At 71.7% G+C, this 16,602-nt stretch carries 19 protein-coding genes; 8 read left to right on the forward strand and 11 right to left on the reverse strand.

Annotated elements, in window-relative coordinates; genetic code table 11:
* Positions 1-29: 29 nt before the first annotated feature.
* Together ACIBQZ_RS32385 and fdhD are read right to left on the reverse strand one after the other, a co-directional pair.
* Positions 30-1,679: an alkaline phosphatase D family protein gene (locus ACIBQZ_RS32385; protein ID WP_396092630.1), complete on the reverse strand. Its 1,650-nt coding sequence runs from the start codon at positions 1,677-1,679 to the stop codon at positions 30-32.
* Positions 1,680-1,752: 73 nt separating this feature from the next.
* Positions 1,753-2,580 (reverse strand): formate dehydrogenase accessory sulfurtransferase FdhD, encoded by an 828-nt coding sequence (fdhD, locus tag ACIBQZ_RS32390; RefSeq protein WP_396092631.1) that lies wholly within the window; start codon positions 2,578-2,580, stop codon positions 1,753-1,755.
* Positions 2,581-3,046: 466 nt separating this feature from the next.
* On the opposite strand from fdhD, the gene ACIBQZ_RS32395 reads away from it, so the two are divergent.
* The 3 genes from ACIBQZ_RS32395 to ACIBQZ_RS32405 all read left to right on the forward strand — a co-directional run bounded on the left by ACIBQZ_RS32395 (position 3,047) and on the right by ACIBQZ_RS32405 (position 5,121).
* Positions 3,047-3,598, forward strand: a complete 552-nt coding sequence (locus ACIBQZ_RS32395) for a molybdenum cofactor guanylyltransferase (protein ID WP_396092694.1) — start codon at positions 3,047-3,049, stop codon at positions 3,596-3,598.
* Positions 3,595-3,837, forward strand: a complete 243-nt coding sequence (locus tag ACIBQZ_RS32400) for a DUF6457 domain-containing protein (RefSeq protein ID WP_396092632.1) — start codon at positions 3,595-3,597, stop codon at positions 3,835-3,837. The genes ACIBQZ_RS32395 and ACIBQZ_RS32400 overlap by 4 nt, the downstream gene beginning before the upstream one ends.
* Positions 3,838-4,032: 195 nt before the next feature.
* On the forward strand, positions 4,033-5,121 hold the full coding sequence (locus ACIBQZ_RS32405; RefSeq protein ID WP_396092633.1) for a T3SS (YopN, CesT) and YbjN peptide-binding chaperone 1: 1,089 nt from the start codon (positions 4,033-4,035) through the stop codon (positions 5,119-5,121).
* Here the strand turns inward: ACIBQZ_RS32405 and ACIBQZ_RS32410 are convergent.
* Entirely contained in the window at positions 5,118-6,845 is a 1,728-nt protein-coding gene (locus ACIBQZ_RS32410; protein WP_396092634.1) for a beta-propeller domain-containing protein, read from the reverse strand. The two genes, ACIBQZ_RS32405 and ACIBQZ_RS32410, sit on opposite strands and share 4 nt — an antisense overlap.
* Positions 6,846-6,997: 152 nt before the next feature.
* Entirely contained in the window at positions 6,998-7,456 is a 459-nt protein-coding gene (locus ACIBQZ_RS32415; protein ID WP_396092635.1) for an Lrp/AsnC family transcriptional regulator, read from the reverse strand.
* Positions 7,457-7,523: 67 nt separating this feature from the next.
* Here ACIBQZ_RS32415 and ddaH point away from each other — a divergent pair, with 67 nt between their 5' ends.
* Positions 7,524-8,351 carry a dimethylargininase gene (ddaH, locus tag ACIBQZ_RS32420; protein WP_396092636.1) on the forward strand — a complete coding sequence of 276 codons (828 nt, stop codon included), beginning with the start codon at positions 7,524-7,526 and terminating at the stop codon, positions 8,349-8,351.
* A gap of 35 nt (positions 8,352-8,386) precedes the next feature.
* On the forward strand, positions 8,387-8,962 hold the full coding sequence (locus ACIBQZ_RS32425) for a bacterial proteasome activator family protein (RefSeq protein ID WP_396092637.1): 576 nt from the start codon (positions 8,387-8,389) through the stop codon (positions 8,960-8,962).
* Here ACIBQZ_RS32425 and ACIBQZ_RS32430 read toward each other — a convergent pair.
* The 4 genes from ACIBQZ_RS32430 to ACIBQZ_RS32445 all read right to left on the reverse strand — a co-directional run bounded on the left by ACIBQZ_RS32430 (position 8,959) and on the right by ACIBQZ_RS32445 (position 12,761).
* Positions 8,959-9,765 (reverse strand): HAD family hydrolase, encoded by an 807-nt coding sequence (locus tag ACIBQZ_RS32430; protein ID WP_396092638.1) that lies wholly within the window; start codon positions 9,763-9,765, stop codon positions 8,959-8,961. The genes ACIBQZ_RS32425 and ACIBQZ_RS32430 overlap by 4 nt on opposite strands.
* A complete protein-coding gene (locus ACIBQZ_RS32435; RefSeq protein ID WP_396092639.1) occupies positions 9,765-10,577 on the reverse strand; it encodes an HAD family hydrolase in 813 nt (270 codons plus the stop codon). Before ACIBQZ_RS32435 ends, ACIBQZ_RS32430 begins: the two co-directional genes overlap by 1 nt.
* A 108-nt stretch (positions 10,578-10,685) precedes the next feature.
* Positions 10,686-11,948, reverse strand: a complete 1,263-nt coding sequence (gene serS, locus ACIBQZ_RS32440; protein WP_396092640.1) for a serine--tRNA ligase — start codon at positions 11,946-11,948, stop codon at positions 10,686-10,688.
* Positions 11,949-11,981: 33 nt separating this feature from the next.
* A complete protein-coding gene (locus ACIBQZ_RS32445; protein ID WP_396092641.1) occupies positions 11,982-12,761 on the reverse strand; it encodes a hypothetical protein in 780 nt (259 codons plus the stop codon).
* A gap of 67 nt (positions 12,762-12,828) precedes the next feature.
* On the opposite strand from ACIBQZ_RS32445, the gene ACIBQZ_RS32450 reads away from it, so the two are divergent.
* The 3 genes from ACIBQZ_RS32450 (at position 12,829) to ACIBQZ_RS32460 (ending at position 14,459) form a co-directional block, all read left to right on the forward strand.
* Entirely contained in the window at positions 12,829-13,257 is a 429-nt protein-coding gene (locus ACIBQZ_RS32450; RefSeq protein WP_396092642.1) for an OsmC family protein, read from the forward strand.
* 43 nt (positions 13,258-13,300) lie between these two features.
* The gene (locus ACIBQZ_RS32455; protein ID WP_396092643.1) at positions 13,301-13,663 is read left to right on the forward strand and encodes a metallopeptidase family protein; all 363 of its coding nucleotides are present in this window, start codon (positions 13,301-13,303) and stop codon (positions 13,661-13,663) included.
* A gap of 64 nt (positions 13,664-13,727) precedes the next feature.
* A complete protein-coding gene (locus ACIBQZ_RS32460; RefSeq protein ID WP_396092644.1) occupies positions 13,728-14,459 on the forward strand; it encodes an AIM24 family protein in 732 nt (243 codons plus the stop codon).
* Positions 14,460-14,531: 72 nt separating this feature from the next.
* On the opposite strand, the gene pheA is transcribed toward ACIBQZ_RS32460, so the two are convergent.
* The 3 genes from pheA to ACIBQZ_RS32475 are packed head-to-tail and all read right to left on the reverse strand — an operon-like array spanning position 14,532 to position 16,584.
* Complete coding sequence (gene pheA / locus ACIBQZ_RS32465) at positions 14,532-15,488, reverse strand: prephenate dehydratase (RefSeq protein WP_396092645.1); 957 nt, start codon at positions 15,486-15,488, stop codon at positions 14,532-14,534.
* Positions 15,489-15,532: 44 nt separating this feature from the next.
* On the reverse strand, positions 15,533-16,153 hold the full coding sequence (locus ACIBQZ_RS32470; protein WP_396092646.1) for a hypothetical protein: 621 nt from the start codon (positions 16,151-16,153) through the stop codon (positions 15,533-15,535).
* Between the two features lie 38 nt (positions 16,154-16,191).
* Positions 16,192-16,584: an ACT domain-containing protein gene (locus tag ACIBQZ_RS32475; protein WP_396092647.1), complete on the reverse strand. Its 393-nt coding sequence runs from the start codon at positions 16,582-16,584 to the stop codon at positions 16,192-16,194.
* Between the last annotated feature and the right edge of the window lie 18 nt (positions 16,585-16,602).

Consider the following 16,602-nt stretch of genomic DNA (forward strand, 5'->3'; position numbering starts at 1 on the left):
CCACGACGGCCCGGCCGGGGCGACGTGGATCAAGGCCGTTCGGTCTCCTGCTGAACCGTGGCTTCGCCCAGGTCCCCGGTCCGCAGGGCGGCGCCACCACCCGGCGTCGGGTTGTCCGCCACCTGCTGCAACCCGGCCACCCTGTCCTCGATCACGAAGGTCGCCCGCGTATGCACCTCAGCACCCGGCCGTGTCACGTACGGCAGCACCTGGAAGTCGACCGTCATCGCCTCCCGGCTGATCTTCGTGCGCACGTAACCCCGCTGGTTGTTGTAGAAGCGCAGGTGCGGGTTCCAGGCCGCCCACGGGTGCCGTCCGGAGACCACATCCGCCCCGTCCCCCGTGGAGGTGATCGACGAGCAGACCAGCTCGGTGCCCACGGTGCGCGAGGTCGGGTCCGTGTAGTCCAGCTTCAGCTCATCCGCCCAGTGCGCGTGCACGTCGCCGGTCAGCACCACCGGGTTGCGTACCCCCGCGTCGACCCAGCCTCGGGTGATGCGGTCGCGGCTGGCCGCGTATCCGTCCCACGAGTCCATGCTGACCACCTGCGCGGGGCCGGCGTTGTTGTCGCGCTGGCCGAAGAAGACCTGCTGGCCCAGGATGTCCCAGCGGGCCGACGAGCGGTGGAAGCCGTCCAGCAGCCACCTCTCCTGCGCCGCGCCGGTGATCGAGCGGGCTGGGTCGAGCGCCGCCGGGCAGTCCCTGTAGCCGTCGCCGCAGCCCTGGTCGTCGCGGAACTGGCGGGTGTCGAGCAGGTGGAACGTCGCCAGCCGGCCCCAGTGCAGCCGCCGGTACAGCTGCATGTCGATGCCGCGGGGGATCGAGGTGCGGCGCAGCGGCATGTTCTCGTAGTAGGCCTGGAACGCCGCTGCCCGGCGGGCCAGGAAGTTCGGGTCCGGCTGCTCCGGGACCTCGTCCGCCCAGTTGTTCTCGATCTCGTGATCGTCGAAGACCACCGCCCACGGCGCCACGGCGTGCGCCGCCTGGAGGTCCGGGTCGCTCTTGTACTGGGCGTGCCGCTGGCGGTAGTTGGCCAGCGTCACCGTCTCCGGGCCCTGGTGGTCGCGCGGATTGCCACCCGGGATGTTGTACGTGTCCGGGCCGTACTCGTACTGGTAGTCGCCCAGGTGCAGGATCAGCTCGGGCTCGTCCTCCGCCAGTCGCCGGTACGCGGTGAAGTAGCCGTGCTCGTACTGGGAGCACGACACGAACGACATCGCCAGAGTGCCGTTGCCGACCCACGGCGCCGGGGCGGTGCGGGTACGGCCGGTCGGGGAGACGTACCGCTCGGCCTTGAAGCGGTAGTAGAACTCGCGCCCTGGCGGAAGTCCGTGCAGCTCGACGTGCACGGTGTGGGCCGCTTTCGCCCGGGCGACCGTCACGCCGTGGCGGACGACCCGCCGGAAGTGGGGGTCGGCGGCGAGTTGCCACTGCACGGGGACGTCGCGGGACGGCATGCCGCCCAGGCCGTCGTCGGCCAGCGGGTTCGGGGCCAGCCGGGTCCACAGCACAAAACCGTCGTGGTCCGGGTCGCCGGAGGCCACCCCGAGGGTGAACGGATCGGTGCGCAGCGGCCCACGGTAGGGAGCCGCCGAGGCGGCCAACGGCCAGACGCTCGCGGCGCCGGCAGCGCCCACCGCAGCGCTGCTGAGCAGGAGAGTACGTCGTGAGAGTGCCATGCCCGCAGCCTCATGACCGTGAATGTCCTGCCCGCATGGCACGGGTGAAGGGTCGCCGAAGACCGTACGAAGGTCAGACGGTCACGCGGTGCGAACCGGCGTACACGTTCATGGTCTGTCCCCGCAGGAAGCCGACCAGCGTCATCCCCGCCTCGTCCGCCAGTTCGGCCGCGAGGGTGCTCGGCGCGGACACGGCCGCGAGCAGCGGAATTCCCGCCATCCAGGCCTTCTGGGTCAGCTCGAAGCTGGCCCGCCCGGAGACCAGCAGCACGTGCCCGGCCAGCGGCAGCCGTCCCTCGCGCAGCGCCCACCCGATGACCTTGTCGACCGCGTTGTGCCGCCCGACATCCTCGCGCAGCACCAGCAGCTCCCCCGCGGCGGTGAACAGGCCGGCCGCGTGCAGTCCGCCGGTGCGCTCGAAGGAGCGCTGGGCGGCCCGGAGCCGGTCCGGCAGGTCGGCGAGCATCCGCGCCGGCACCGTGCAGGCGTCGCCGGCCACATCAAACTGCGAACGGGTGCGGACCGCGTCGATGCTGGCCTTGCCGCACACCCCGCACGAGCTGGTCGTGTAGAAGTTGCGACTCGGATCGGTCACCGGCGCCGGCACGTCCGCCCCCAGCACCACGTCGACCACGTTGTACGTGTTCGGCGTGTCCGTGCCGGCGCAGAGCTGGGCGGTCACCACATCGGCCGCGGCCCGGATGACACCCTCGGTCAGCAGGAAACCCATCGCCAGATCAATGTCCTGGCCGGGGGTCCGCATGGTCACCGCCAACGGCGCCTGGCGCAAGCGGATCTCCAACGGCTCCTCGGCGGCCAGCTCATCGGGCCGCCGGCGCGGCCCGGCTGTCCCCGCCAGATCGATCTTCATAACGGGTCGCCGGTTCGTGGTGCGCGCCATCACCCGAGCGTATGCCGATCACCGCAGCCCGCATCACCAGCGCAGCCCAGCCGCCACAGAACCGAGAGCGCCCGCCGCCCGGGCCGCAAGCGAACCTCGGCCGTTGCACCTGGGCCGGGACAGGAACCCGCCCGCTGCGCTCGGGTCAGATCGGAACCTGGTCGTCCCACCCGGGCAGGGACCGGAACCCCCAGCCGCTGCAACCGAGCGAAGACCGGGAGCCAGCTGCGCCCCCGCGGGTGACCGGGGACCGGATCGCTGCCCGTCACCCCGCGCCCATCAAGATCGTCCGGCCCCTTGCGATCACCGCGGCCAGGACCCCGCAAGCCCGACAAACCGCCCCACTCTCACCAGCGCACCCACCCGGCAAGCCGTCCGCCCGGTCACGCTCATGTCCCCCACGGGATACGGTACGTACGTGGGGGGATTCGCGGCGGTGGTGTTGGCCGGCGGTGCGGCACGTCGGATGGGTGGTGCGGACAAGCCCACCATCCCGGTGGCCGGGCAGTCGATGCTGACGCGTGTCCTGGCCGCGGTGCATGACGCCGACCCGCAGGTGGTGGTCGGACGTGTTCCTCCCGACCTGCCTGTGCCGGTCGCCTCGACCAGTGAGCAGCCGCCCGGTGGTGGCCCGGTTGCCGCGACCGCCGCCGGTCTTGAGCTGGTTCCCGCGGATGTCAGCTTCACGGCGCTGCTTGCGGCGGACCTGCCTCTGCTCACCGGCGAGGCCATCGATGTGCTTCGGCTCACGGTCGAGTCGGCGCCCATGCAGGGTGCGGTCTACCGGGACGCCGAGGGCCGGCTGCAGTCGCTCTGCGGGGTCTGGCGGACGGACGCCCTGCGTGCGGCGCTCCAGCGGGTGGCCGAGGAACGGGGCAGCCTGCACGGCGCCCCGATGCATGCGCTTATGGACCAGCTGCGGTTCATCGAGGTGTCCTGGCGACGCCCGGGGCCGCCGCCCTGGTTCGATTGCGATACCGATGATGACCTGCGTACTGCGGAGGAATGGGCCCGGTGAGCGTGCTCGAGACCTGGATCGCTGCGGCCTGCGACGAACTGGGGTTGACCCCGGCTGACGTGGAGCAGAAGGCGGTGCTGGACGTCGCCCGCGATGTCGCGCACCACGTGGTGCGGCCGGGTGCGCCGGTCACGGCGTACCTGATGGGGCTGGCCGTGGGCCGCGGCGCGGACCCGGCGGACATCGCCGCCCGGATCAGCTCCCTGGCACTCGACTGGCCGGCCGACGACCGGGATTGAGCCCCAGCCGCTGAGCCGGCAGCCCGCCGGCCAGGTATGAACCCCGGGCGGTGAGCCGGCAGCCAGCCGGCCAGGAATGAACCCCGGGCGGTGAGCCGGCAACGCGCCCGACCCCCGCGCGGCGAGGGTCGGGAATGAGACGCGGCCGGTGGGCCGGCGGCGCGCTCGATAGGGTGGCGGGCGGAGGTGCCGATCATGACGGCGGATAACACTGCTGACCAGCACGAGGGTGTCCTGTTGGACGAGCCGACCACGGCCGACCTGCGGGCCAAGGTGACGGAGGCCTGGCGCGAGTTCGCCGGGGCGTTGTCCGCGCTGCTGCCCACGCTGGCCGCCGGCGCGCACGTCGACATCACGCTCGACCCGACCGCTTCGGGCACCGGCACCGCCGTCTATTCGGTGAGCATGCGGGTGCTGCCCGACGGCGCCATCGAGGCGCTTGCGGTGGGCAATGCCGGGTTGCCCGAGGGGTTCCGGATGAACCGGGCCTCGGTGGCCGACCTGGTCGCGCTCGGCTGGTCGCCGCCGGGGGTGCTGCCCGGCTCGGGTGACTCGTTCGGTCTGCGCACCACCACCGACGGCGCGAAGCAGCTGGCCACGGTGGTTTCCCGCACGCTGCGGGACGTCTACGGCGCGCCGCACCCGGCCTTCCTGGTCTACCTCGTGCACGACGAGGAGGACGAGCCGATCGAGACCGCGCCGATCGGCACCGCGCGGCACGAGCCGAGCATCGACGATGAGCTGAGCCTGGACGACCTGGATGAGGACGGCGTGCTGTCCGAGGCGCTGGCCAACGCCGCCGATGAGGTCATCCCGCTCGAGGAGCGGGTGCGCACGGTTGTCGCCACCATGTCGAAGACCACCGTGGACCAGCTGCAGGTCGACACCGACGGGGACATCGGCATCCGGGCCGGCTCCGCGATGGTGTTCGTCCGGTGCCGCGACAATCCGCCGCTGGTCGACGTGTTCTCGCCGATCCTGACCGAGGTTGAGCCGACCGAGCAGCTCTACGTCAAGCTCTCCGAGCTGACCAACCGGATGCCGATCGGCCGCCTCTACGTCGCGCAGGACACCGTCTGGGCCTCCATCCCGGTCTTCGGCCGCAACTTCCAGGCCACCCACCTCATGCTCGCCGTGCAGGTGATGACCGGGCTCGCCGACGAGCTGGACGACCGGCTGCACGGCGAGTTCGGCGGTAAGCGGTTCTTCGGCGAGGGGGACAAGCCCACCCCGCCGAAGGACGCCAAGGACGGCGACGACCACCGCCCGGGGATGTACCTCTAGCCGCGCAGCGGCACCCAGGCCAGCTGGTCCAGGGTGGACAGGTCGGAGGCCCGCAGGCCGGCCTTCGACAGCGTCCACAGCTCGGTGCCGACCACCAGCGACCGCAGCAGCGCGGGCTGGTCGAGCCGGTCGGTCAGGGTGAGGTCGTCGGTCACCCGCAGTGCCAGCGCGCCCTGGGATTCCACCGGTACGACCAGCAGCTGCGTCGCCGGCCACCAGAGCAGGGCGTGCGGGTCGTACTCGGCGTGGGAGTACGCCTGGGGCAGGTGGTACCGGGCGAGGCGCTTCGGGTGCGCCGGGTCCGCCACGTCGAAGAGCGACACCTGCAGACCCTGCGTACGCCCGTTGTCGTCGGCCTCCTGGCCGATGCCGACCAGCCGGTTCTCGCCGACCGGCTGGAGGTGCGCCGAGTAGCCGTTGATCTTCAGTTCGCCGGTGACCACGGGCTTCGCCGGGTCGCGCAGGTCCAGGCTGTAGAGCGGGTCCGTCTGCCGGAACGTGACCACGTAACCGCGGTCGCCGACGAAGCGGACCGAGTAGATCTGCTCGCCGTTGCCGAGGCCGTCGGCGATCCCGGTCTGGACCAGCTTGCCGTCCCGGTCGGCGAGCACCCGCACCGCCGAGCGGTTGGTCGCCGCGTCGGTGGTGGCGACGCGCAGGTGCCCGTCCCATTCGGACATCGCGTACTGGTTGAGCAGGTAGCCGGGCACGGTGCCGGACGCCCGGTAGGTCGGCGGCTGGTTGCCGGCGAGGGCGAACTTGAACAGTTCCGTCTGCTGGCTGTCCGGGGCGGCCCGGCGGCCGGGGAACAGGTCGTACCGCCAGCGGTCGTCGCTGGCCAGGTAGAGGCTGTCCGGGGTGGCGTAGACGCGGTCGCCGTCGGCCACCACCGAGACCGGGTCGCCGCTGCCGAGCTCCGGGCGGGCCAGGTCGAACGTGACGACGGTGACCATGGTGCCGCCCGAGTACTCGGCGGGCCGGCTGACCCGGGCGCAGTCGACCTGGCCCTCGGTGGTGCCGGTGCGGCCGGTGACCTCCCAGCGCGGCAGCCAGGCCGAGTCGGGAGCGTCGTTGATGACCGCCCGGTTGGCCGTGATCCGTTTGTCCTCGGCGCCCGCGAAGGGTTGATCCGGGAAGGTGATCCGGGGCGTGCTGCGCAGCACGATGCGGGCCGTGCTGCCGGTCATCCGGGCGTCGATCAGGGTGCCCTCCGCGCGGTAGGTGCTGGCCACCGTGGGCGTTCCGGTCAGGTCGACGAGCAGCACCCGGGGACCGTCGCTGGGCAGTGCGGGCTTCTCGCGCAGGAACGGCCGGCCGTAGCTCGGCGGCACGAGCACCAGGGCCGAGTCGCCGGAGAGCAGCAGCTGGAGCTCGCCGATCCGGCCGACGCCGAGGCTGACCTTGCCGGTCTCCCGGCGGGTGGCGGTGTCGACGACCCGCAGCACGCCGTCGCTGATGGTGACGATGCGCCGGCCGTCGGTCTTGATCACGTCGGGCTCGTCGGCGCCCTGCTCGTGCACGTTGGTGCCGGAGAACGCCGGGCCCGAGGCTGTCGCCGGCTGGCCCGCGGCGTCGGCCATGGTGCGGGTGCCGCCTTCCATGGCCGCCGTCGCCGGGTACATCGGCTCGCTGCCGGGCAGGCCGTACGGCCCGACGCTGGCCTTGGCCGCCTTGCGCAGGTCGGCGACGAGTTGCTGACAGGAGTCAAAAGCGACCAGCCGCATCGCCGCACCGGTCGGTGGCGGGGGGCTGGTCGGAGGGGCGGGACGATCCGCGGTGCAACCCGCGAGCGGCAGGCTGAGAGCGACTACGGCGGAGAGAACCAGACGGCGTGACATGCCGGTGGGACGCTGCGTGACCCGTCCCCGGTTCCGGGCTAATTCGGCGCGGGCACCGGGGTGGGGATCTCGACCAGCCGGGACAGCACCACCATGCTGCGGGTGGAGGTGACGAACGGCTCGGCCCGCAGCCGTTCGAGGGCCTGCTCCAGGTGCCCGATGTCGGCGGCGCGCAGGTGCACGAGCGCGTCCGCCTGACCGGAGACCGTGTACGCCCCGACCACCTCGGGGTGCCGGCGGGTGGCCACGGTGATCTGCGCCGGCGTGGTGCGGCCGGTGCAGAACAGCTCGACGAACGCCTCGGTGGTCCAGCCCACCGCGGCCGGCTCGATGACGGTCGTGAATCCCTTGATGACCCCGCTGGAGCGCAGCCGGTCCACGCGCCGCTTCACCGCGGGGGCACTCAGCGAGACCTTGGCGCCGATCTCGGCGTACGACGCCCGCGCGTCTGCCACGAGCAACGCAATGATTCGCTGGTCAACGGCGTCCATCCGCAACGATTCGCCTCCGACGAGCAAGAGTTCGAGCTGTTTCCAACGTGTCAGCCTACCTACCCTTTACCTCATGAGCTACACGGAGCGCTTGCCGCGAAACAGGACATATCTCATGTGTCCGCCCGAGCACTTCACGGTCGAGTACACGATCAACCCCTGGATGGACACCACCGTCCCGGTTGACCCGGCCCTCGCGCTCAAGCAGTGGCACCTGCTCCGCGACACGCTCAGCTCGCTGGGGCACGCCGTACACGTGCTGGACGCCCGTCCCGGCCTGCCCGACATGGTGTACGCGGCCAACGGCGCCTTCTCCGTCGACGGCAGGGTCTACGGCGCCCGCTTCAAGCACCCCCAGCGCGCCGCCGAGGCCGCTGCCCACCAGCTCTTCTACGCCGGCGGGCCGTGGACCTTCGCCGACCCGGAGCACGTGAACGAGGGCGAGGGCGACTTCACCTACCTGCCCGGGGCATACGGCGGGCTGATCCTTGCCGGTCACGGCTTCCGTACCGACCCGGCCGCGCACGCGGAGGCCCAGGAGGTGCTCGGCCGTCCGGTGCTCTCGCTCAGGCTGGTCGACCCCGCCTTCTACCACCTGGACACCGCGCTGGCCGCGCTCGACGACCGGCACATCACGTACTACCCGGAGGCCTTCTCGTCGGCGTCTCAGCTGGTGCTGCGCCAGCTGTTCCCGGACGCCGTCATCGCCGACCGGACGGACGCCGACGCGTTCGGGCTGAACCTGGTCAGTGACGGTCATCACGTGATCCTCAACACCGAGGCGACCGCGATGGCCGACAAGGTGCGGGCGCACGGCTACACCCCGGTGCTGGTCGAGTTGACCGAGCTCAAGCGGGGTGGCGGCTCGGTCAAGTGCGCGGTGGCCGAGCTACGCCCCTGACATCCCGCTCGGTCGGCTGCGGCAAGATGGAACGCATGACCGACGACACCCGTACCTCAGACCAGCAGGAAGACGACTCCGTCATCGTGGTGGGCCCCGACGGCCGCCCCCTGGGCACGGTCGGGTCCGACGGCAATCTCAAGCCCGAGGAGCCCGGCAACCTGATCGAGCAGCCCGCCAAGGTGATGCGGATCGGCAGCATGATCAAGCAGCTGCTGGAGGAAGTCCGGGCGGCTCCGCTGGACGAGGCCAGCCGGGGCCGGCTGCGGGAGATCCACCAGCGGTCGATCAAGGAACTCGAGGACGGGCTGGCCCCGGAGCTCCAGGAGGAGCTGGAACGGCTGTCGCTGCCGTTCGAGGGTGACACCCCGCCCAGCGAGCCCGAGCTGCGGATCGCCCAGGCGCAGCTGGTGGGCTGGCTGGAGGGTCTGTTCCACGGCATCCAGGCGGCCCTGGTCGCCCAGCAGATGGCGGCCCGGCTCCAGCTGGAGCAGATGCGCGGCGGCAACGCCGGCCGGCCCGCCCTGCCGGTGGGCCCCCACGGGATCATGCCCGGCATGCCGGGCCAGGCCAACGGCGACGGCAGCGGCCGCACCGGCCAGTATCTCTAGAGCGAGAAGACCTTTTCCAGGTAAGCGGCCACGCCGTCCTCGTCGTTGGTGAGGGTCACCTCGTCGGCGATCTCCTTGAGGGCGGGGTGGGCGTTGCCCATCGCCACGGAACGGCCCGCCCACGCCAGCAGGGGGAGGTCGTTCGGCATGTCGCCGAAGGCCACCACGTCCGCGGCGGTGAAGCCCTCGCGCTCGCAGAGCCAGGCCAGCCCGGCGGCCTTGGTCACGCCGGCGGCGGAGATCTCCACCAGCGCGGACGACGACGAGTGGGTGGCCTCGGCGATGCCGCCCAGGGTCCGGCTGACCAGCGCGGCGAACTCGTCCGGGCCGTAACTGGCCGAGCGGGCGAGCAGCTTCACCGCCGGTACGGACGTCAGCTCCTCGGGCGACGCGAGCACCCGGACCTGCTTGTGCTCGCCGTCCCAGTGCAAGGGCCACTTCTCCTCGTACCAGAAGCTGCGGCCGTCCTCGACCTCAACGGCGAGCGCGACGTCCGGCACGGCTTCCCGCAGCTGCCGGGTCACGTCCAGCAGCAGGTCGACCGAGAGCGGCGCGGCCCGCAGGATCTCGTCGGTGTCGGGGTCGTAGACCACGGCGCCGTTGGCGCAGACCGCCGGCAGCGGCTCGAGCATCTGGTCGTAGAGCTGGCGCAGCCAGCGCACCGGCCGGCCCGTCACGAGCACCGTGGGGACGCCGCGCGAGTACAGCTGGTCGAGGACCTCGATGGTGCGGGGACTGAGCGTGCCGTCAGCCCGGATCAGGGTGCCGTCGATGTCGGAGGCGACGAGCCGAAAAGGATGCATCACCTCGACAGTAGCCGGTCCAGATAGACGGCCACCCCGTCCTCGTCGTTGCTCAGGGTGACCTCGTCGGCGACCGCGAGCAGCGCCGGATGGGCGTTGCGCACCGCCACCCGGCCCCACCCGGCCCAGGCGAACATCGGCAGGTCATTGGGCATGTCGCCGAAGACCAGCACGTCGGCCGGGTCGACGCCGACCGCCTCCGCGACGACCGCCAGCCCGGTGCCTTTGTCCACGTCCGGCGGGCAGATCTCGAGGTAGTTCAGCCCGGCCTGGGTGACCGAGGCCACGTGCGCCGGGATCACCCGCTGGGCCACCGCCAGCAGATCGTCCACGTGGTGCGCGAACGACCGGGCGAACGCCTTGATCACGTCACCGGTCACGCACTCCGCGCGCGGGCGCTGCTCCACCACGACCGGGTAGCGCCAGCTCGGGTCGAAGTCGCCCCAGAGCGGCGCGTCGTCGTGCGCCAGCGCCTCGACCATCACCGACAGCGGCCCGGCGGCGGCTTCCAGGTTCGACAGCGCGAGCTCCAGGTCGCGGCCGGGCAGCCGGGCGGCGCGCAGCACCTGGCCGAGCTGCTGGTCGATGACCCAGCCGCCCTGGGCAAGCACGAGGAAGTCGGCGTCCCGGATGTCGTTGCGCACCAGACTGGTCAGCCGCGGGCCGCGGCCGGTCGCGCCGACGATCCGGATGCCGGCGGCGCGGACCCGGCCGAGCACCTCATGGGTGTACGCGGAAACTGTGTCGTCGCTGCGGACGAGCGTCCCGTCCAGATCCGTGGCGATCAGCTTGGGCAGTCCAGGCTTGACCATGCATGCCTCCGAGGGTGTGACAACCCCCGCGGAGGGCGGAAGGAAAACGTTACACCGGCCCGGCCACCAGCGGCTATGCCGTTTGGTAGCGGGCCGGTTACCAGTTCGTCAACGCGAAGGTTCCAGCACGTCCCGGCCGCCCAGGTACGGCTGCAGCGCCTTGGGCACCCGCACCGAGCCGTCCGGCTGCTGGTGGTTCTCCAGGATCGGGATCAGCCAGCGGGTCGTGGCGAGCGTGCCGTTGAGCGTGGCGGCCGTCTGCGCCTTGCCGTCCTCGTCGCGGTAGCGGATGTTGAGCCGGCGCGCCTGGAACGTGGTGCAGTTCGACGTCGAGGTGACCTCGCGGTAGCGCTGCTGCGACGGCACCCAGGCCTCGCAGTCGAACTTGCGGGTCGCGCTGGAGCCGAGGTCACCGGCCGCCACGTCGATCACCCGGTACGGGATCTCGACCTTGGCGAGCATCTCCTCCTCCATCGCGAGCAGTCGTTCGTGCTCGCCGGCGGCGTCCTCGGGCTTGCAGAACGAGAACATCTCCACCTTGTCGAACTGGTGCACGCGCAGGATGCCGCGGACGTCCCGGCCGTGCGAGCCGGCCTCCCGGCGGAAACACGACGACCAGCCGGCGAACCGTTCCGGTCCCCGCTCGAGATCCAGGATCTCGTTCGAGTGGTACGCCGCCAGCGCCACCTCCGACGTGCCGACCAGGTAGAGGTCGTCGGCCTCGAGGCGGTAGATCTCGCCGGCGTGGGCGCCGAGGAAGCCGGTGCCCTCCATCGCCTCCGGCTTGACCAGCGCGGGGGTGATCGACGGGATGAACCCGTGCTCGACGGCCTGGGCGATGGCCAGCTGCAGCATGCCGAGCTGGAGCAGCGCGCCCACGCCGGTGAGGAAGTAGAACCGCGAGCCGGACACCTTGGCCCCGCGCTCGGTGTCGATCGCGCGCAGCGCCTCGCCGATCTCCAGGTGGTCCTTCGGGTTGTCGATCTGCGGGAGGTCGCCGACCTCGCGCAGCACCACGAAGTCGTCCTCGCCGCCCGGCGGGACACCGTCCTGCACCAGGTTGGGCACGGCCAGGTGAGCCTCGCGCAGGGCCTGGTCGGCCCGGGTGGTCGCGGCCTGTGCCTCCTTCACCGTGGCGCTGAGCTCCTTGGTGCGCGCCAGCAGCGCCGCCCGCTCGTCACCCTGGGCCCGCGAGACCTCGCCACCGAGAGACTTCTGCTCCGCCCGTACGGCTTCGAACTTCCTCGTCGCGGCCCGGCGCTCCTCATCGGCGCGCAGCAGGTCGTCGACCTTCGACGGGGACTCGCCGCGCAGCCGCTGGCTGGCGCGGAACAGGTCGGGGTCCTCACGGAGCAGGCGCAGGTCAATCACGGCAGTGAGCCTACCGGCGGCGATGTCCGGCTTTCACCCCGATATCCCTCGGCCGGAGGTGTCCCGGTTGTCCGGCGACGTGATGAACGGCTTCGCGGGGCCCACGGTGAGATCAAACGGCGCCTCCGGGAGCCCGTCCTCCGGGCCGGCGTCCGGGCGCCGCCAGGACCACATCGGCGCCTCGGCGGGCGCCGGCTGCTCCGCCTCGGCCGTGCCGTCGGCGGGCGCCGGCCCGGCCCGCAGGTGCCGACCGGCCAGCACCATCGCCAGCAGGACCAGCAGCACGCCGGCCGCCGCGCACCAGCTGCCCCGGCCGAGCGAGACGGCGATCTGGTCCTCCTCGAGGCCGGTCAGGCCGATCTGGCCGACGGTGCGGCTGGTGTCACCCAGGTACGACGCCATCGCGACCACCATGGCGAGCAGCACCCCGCCGACGCTGAGCGCGCACAGCCGGGCGTACCGGCGACCCGCCGACGGCCCGAACAGGGTCAGCACCACCGGGGTGACCAGCAGGAACAGCCCGGCCAGATAGCCGCCACCCCAGCCGCCGAGGTCGGCCACCATGGTCTCCAGCGGCGGCCGGGCGCCCACCTCGCCGTCGCCCCAGAACGTGCCGTCGACCTCGGTGAGCTGCCACTCGGAGATCAGCGAGGCGAACAGGGCCACCCCGCCCAGGGCCGCGGCGAGCGGCACGAGCCGGCGATCGGCGCCCAGCCCGGTCAGGAAGGCGCCGATCGGGGCCCGGCGGCCCGGCGCGCGTTCGGCATCGTTGTCCGCGCCGAACTCGACGACGGCCTCTCCGCTCTCCGGCATGAGATCCATCATTGCCCGTGCCCTGTCCGCCGACCAGTGCTCACGGAGATGGGCTAGCGTCAGTCGTATGCCTATTCGCACTGCTTCCGCCCGCTGGTCGGGCAACCTCACCGAGGGCTCCGGAACGATCAAGACCGGTAAGGGCGGGTACGAGGGGAACTACTCCTTCAAGTCCCGCTTCGAGGAGGGCGAGGGGACGAACCCCGAGGAGCTGATCGGCGCCGCACACGCCGGCTGCTTCTCGATGGCGTTCTCCAAGGGCCTTGCCGACGCCGGCTTCACGCCGACCTCCGTCGAGACCGTCGCCAAGGTCCACCTGGACAAGGGTGACGCCGGCTTCGGGGTCACCCGCATCGATCTCGAGACCGTGGGCACCGTCCCCGGCATCGACGAGGGCACGTTCGCCAAGATCGCCGAAGGCGCCAAGGAGAACTGCCCGATCTCCCGGCTGCTGTCGCCCGGCGCCGAGATCACCCTGAGCGCCAAGCTCGCCTGACCCGCGATGTGCTCCACCCGTGTGGTGTCACGGGTGGAGCACAATGGGCGGCGTGCCCGTCGAGATGAGCCGTGAGCGCTTCGAGGAACTGGTCGGCGAGGCCTTGGACGAGGTGCCACCCGACCTGATGAAAGTCATGAACAACGTGGTCATCCTGGTGGAGGACCTACCGCCGGACGGCGGGATGGGCCTGCTCGGCCTCTACGAGGGCACCGCGCTGACCGATCGCGGCTGGGACTACGCCGGCGTGCTGCCCGACCGGATCACCATCTACCGGCTGCCCACGCTGCAGGTCTGCGACACCGAGACGGACGTCATCGACGAGGTGGCGATCACCGTGGTGCACGAGATCGCCCACCACTTCGGCATAGACGACCAGCGGTTGCACGAGTTGGGTTGGGGCTGAAAGGCCGACCCGGCCGTTGCCGAGTGGGCCTACCCTGAGAATCCACGCCAACAGGAGGGCCTCCATGCGCAGCGAACTGTTCTCGGCCGAAAACCTCGAGAAGGAATCGTCCCAGCCGGGACTTCGGCTGCAGAATTCCAAACTTCTCAAGGCGGAGCTGAACGGCGAGTTCATGGCCCGCGTCGGGACGATGGTCGCGTACCAGGGTCAGGTGCAGTTCGAGGCGCTCGGCTCGGGCGGCCTCGGCAAGTTCCTCAAGCAGAAGCTGACCGGCGAGGGTGTGCCGCTGATGAAGGTCAGCGGCCGCGGTGACGTCTTCCTCGCCGAGAACGCCGCCGACATCCACATCATCGACATCGAGCCGGGCGACGCCCTGTCGATCAACGGGGCCAACGTCCTGGCCTTCGACTCGACGCTGAACTACGACATCAAGATGGTCGGCGGCGCCGGCATGCTGTCCAACGCCGGCCTGTTCAACTGCGTCTTCTCCGGCTACGGCCGGATCGCGGTCACCACCAAGGGCACCCCGGTCGTGCTCAGCGTGGACCAGCCGACCTATGTGGACCCGCAGGCGGCGATCTGCTGGTCGGCCAACCTGCAGACCGGCTACCACCGGGCCGAGCAGATGGGCCTCGGCACGCTGCTGGGCCGCAGCACCGGCGAGCGCTTCACGATGAGCTTCGCCGGTCAGGGCTTTGTCGTCGTGCAGCCGTCGGAGGAGCCGCCGGGCGGCCTGGCCGGCGCCGCGCAGGGCCAGCAGCAGCAGGGCGGCATCCTCGGCAACCTGATGGGCTGATCCTCGGCCCTCGCACCACCGGCACGGCAACGGCCCGGGTCCTGCGCTGCAGGACCCGGGCCGCTGCGCTGGTCAGGTGGGCTCGCCGGAGCGCAGCCGGTCCAGCCAGGCGGCGCTGTCGGCGAAGTCGGCGTTGGTCAGGCCCGGCTGCGACGGCGCCGGCTCCCCGGCGGCGGCCTTCGACCACCGGTGCCGGGGGTACGACCCCAGGAAGCGCACCTCCGCACAGATCCGCCGCAGCCCCTGCAACGCCTCGCCCAGCCGCGGCTCCGCGACGTGCCCGCCGCAGTCCAGGAAGAAGACGTAGACGCCGAGCTGCTTGCCGGTCGGGCGGGACTCGATGCGGGACAGGTTGATGCCGCGGACGGCCAGCTCGGTCAGCACCGACAGCAGCGCACCGACCCGGTCATGGTCGATCATCACGGCCAGCGAGGTCACGTCGTCGCCGGTGGGCGGCCCGGGCGGGCCGGGCCGGGTCAGCAGCGCGAACCGGGTGACCGCGTCCTCGTGGTCCGAGATCTTGTCGGCGAGCACCGTCAGGTCGTTGCGGGGCACCCCGATCGGCGCGCAGATCGCCGCGTCGTGCTCGCCGGTCGCGGCGCTGATCGCGGCCGCTGCGTTCGACAGCACGTCGACCACCACCGCGTCGGGCAGGTGGGTCCGCAGCCAGTTGCGGCACTGCGCGGACGCCTGCGGGTGCGCGGCCACCGACCGGATCCGATGCAGGCCGGTGAGCTGCCGGGCGGCCAGCACGAACTCCACCGGCAGCACCACCTCGCGGGTGATCACCAGGGGCGTGCCGGTGCCGAGCTCGTCCAGGGTGACCGGCACCGCGCCGCCGACGGAATTCTCCAGCGGCACGAGCGCGGCGTCGGCGTCACCGGCGCGGACGGCCTCCAGGGCCTCGGGGACGCTGCGGGCGGGCGTACGGATCCCGTGCTCGGCGGCGGGGATGGTCCGCAGCGCCTGCTCGGTGAAGGTGCCCTCCGGGCCGAGATAGACGAAGCGGGTGGGCGGGTTTCCCGGCATGTGCCGAGCCTAGCGGCAACCCGTACCCGTGGCGGCGCGGCCGGTCAGGCGCCGCAGGCCCGGACCCGGATCGGGGCGGGCGCCTTGGTCTGCACCTCGGTGCTGCACACGTCGGTGCCCGCCTCGATCACCTTGAGCGCGGTGGGCTTGCCCGTGGTCACGACAAACAGCTGCTCGGCCTTGGCCTCGTCGGCGATCCGCACCGCGGCGAACTGCCACGACCCCGAGCAGAACGGGCCCTCGGCCACCTCCAGCTTCTTGTCCGGGATGCCGGGCAGACCCGCCAGGACCGCGAGCACCTGCGCCTTCGTCGGACCGGCGGCGGGGCACTTGGCGGCGGGTGACACCGTCGGGGTCGGCGGCGTGGTGGTGGCCGTGGTCCGCGGCGGCGTGGTGGCGACCGGGGGAAGCGTCGCGGGCGGCACGTACGGCAGCGTGGGCAGCGCGCCCGGTGGCAGGGCACCCGGCGGCAGGGTGCCGGTGGGCAGCGGCCCGGTGGGGTAACCGCTGGGCAGCGGGAGGACGGGGCCGGAGGCGCCCGTGCCGGGGCTGGCGGAGGGTCCGGGCGGCGCGGTGAGCGGCGGGGCCGGCGGCTCCCCGCACGCGGCGAGCAGCGTCAACGACCCGGCGAGCGCCAGGAGTCGGAGAGGGACGTTGCGCAGCACGCGCCCATGGTAGGTCCTCCGGCGGGTTACCGCTGCGGTCAGGCGGAGGCGAGTCGGTGACCGACGGCTATCAATGTGTCGACCGCCTCGGAGAGCCGCACCTGGGGGATCAGCAGATAGTCCGTGTCGTAGGTGGAGAAGGCGACGATGTTGACCCGGGCTTCGGCCAGCGGGCCGATCAGCGACGCCAGCACGCCGGTGAGCGCCAGGTCCAGCGGGCCGACGACCCGCAGGCAGCGCCAGGAGGCCTCGACGGTTGCGCCCTCCGGCACCCGGTCGGCCGGGCAGATCACCGAGAGCTCGTCGGGAGCCCAGGTCACGGAGATGACGCTCTTGTCGTCCGGACCGGCGCTCAGGGAAGCGGGCAGGGCGGAACCGGCCGGCAGCCGGCACACCGCGTACTCCTCTGGTAGCAGATCTAGATCGAGCATGAGGGAGACACTACGGTC

Origin of the sequence: Actinoplanes sp. NPDC049599, from assembly GCF_044465625.1 — a bacterium.
Classification (GTDB): Bacteria; Actinomycetota; Actinomycetes; order Mycobacteriales; family Micromonosporaceae; genus Actinoplanes.

Excerpts from the sequence above, each read along its gene's own strand:
- ACIBQZ_RS32385 (WP_396092630.1), bottom strand. The coding sequence starts at position 1,679 with ATGGCACTCTCACGACGTACTCTCCTGCTCAGCAGCGCTGCGGTGGGC.
- fdhD (WP_396092631.1), bottom strand. The coding sequence starts at position 2,580 with ATGGCGCGCACCACGAACCGGCGACCCGTTATGAAGATCGATCTGGCG.
- ACIBQZ_RS32395 (WP_396092694.1), top strand. The coding sequence starts at position 3,047 with ATGGGTGGTGCGGACAAGCCCACCATCCCGGTGGCCGGGCAGTCGATG.
- ACIBQZ_RS32405 (WP_396092633.1), top strand. The coding sequence starts at position 4,033 with ATGACGGCGGATAACACTGCTGACCAGCACGAGGGTGTCCTGTTGGAC.
- ACIBQZ_RS32410 (WP_396092634.1), bottom strand. The coding sequence starts at position 6,845 with ATGCGGCTGGTCGCTTTTGACTCCTGTCAGCAACTCGTCGCCGACCTG.
- ddaH (WP_396092636.1), top strand. The coding sequence starts at position 7,524 with ATGAGCTACACGGAGCGCTTGCCGCGAAACAGGACATATCTCATGTGT.
- ACIBQZ_RS32425 (WP_396092637.1), top strand. The coding sequence starts at position 8,387 with ATGACCGACGACACCCGTACCTCAGACCAGCAGGAAGACGACTCCGTC.
- ACIBQZ_RS32430 (WP_396092638.1), bottom strand. The coding sequence starts at position 9,765 with ATGCATCCTTTTCGGCTCGTCGCCTCCGACATCGACGGCACCCTGATC.
- ACIBQZ_RS32435 (WP_396092639.1), bottom strand. The coding sequence starts at position 10,577 with ATGGTCAAGCCTGGACTGCCCAAGCTGATCGCCACGGATCTGGACGGG.
- ACIBQZ_RS32445 (WP_396092641.1), bottom strand. The coding sequence starts at position 12,761 with ATGCCGGAGAGCGGAGAGGCCGTCGTCGAGTTCGGCGCGGACAACGAT.
- ACIBQZ_RS32450 (WP_396092642.1), top strand. The coding sequence starts at position 12,829 with ATGCCTATTCGCACTGCTTCCGCCCGCTGGTCGGGCAACCTCACCGAG.
- ACIBQZ_RS32455 (WP_396092643.1), top strand. The coding sequence starts at position 13,301 with ATGGGCGGCGTGCCCGTCGAGATGAGCCGTGAGCGCTTCGAGGAACTG.
- ACIBQZ_RS32460 (WP_396092644.1), top strand. The coding sequence starts at position 13,728 with ATGCGCAGCGAACTGTTCTCGGCCGAAAACCTCGAGAAGGAATCGTCC.
- pheA (WP_396092645.1), bottom strand. The coding sequence starts at position 15,488 with ATGCCGGGAAACCCGCCCACCCGCTTCGTCTATCTCGGCCCGGAGGGC.
- ACIBQZ_RS32475 (WP_396092647.1), bottom strand. The coding sequence starts at position 16,584 with ATGCTCGATCTAGATCTGCTACCAGAGGAGTACGCGGTGTGCCGGCTG.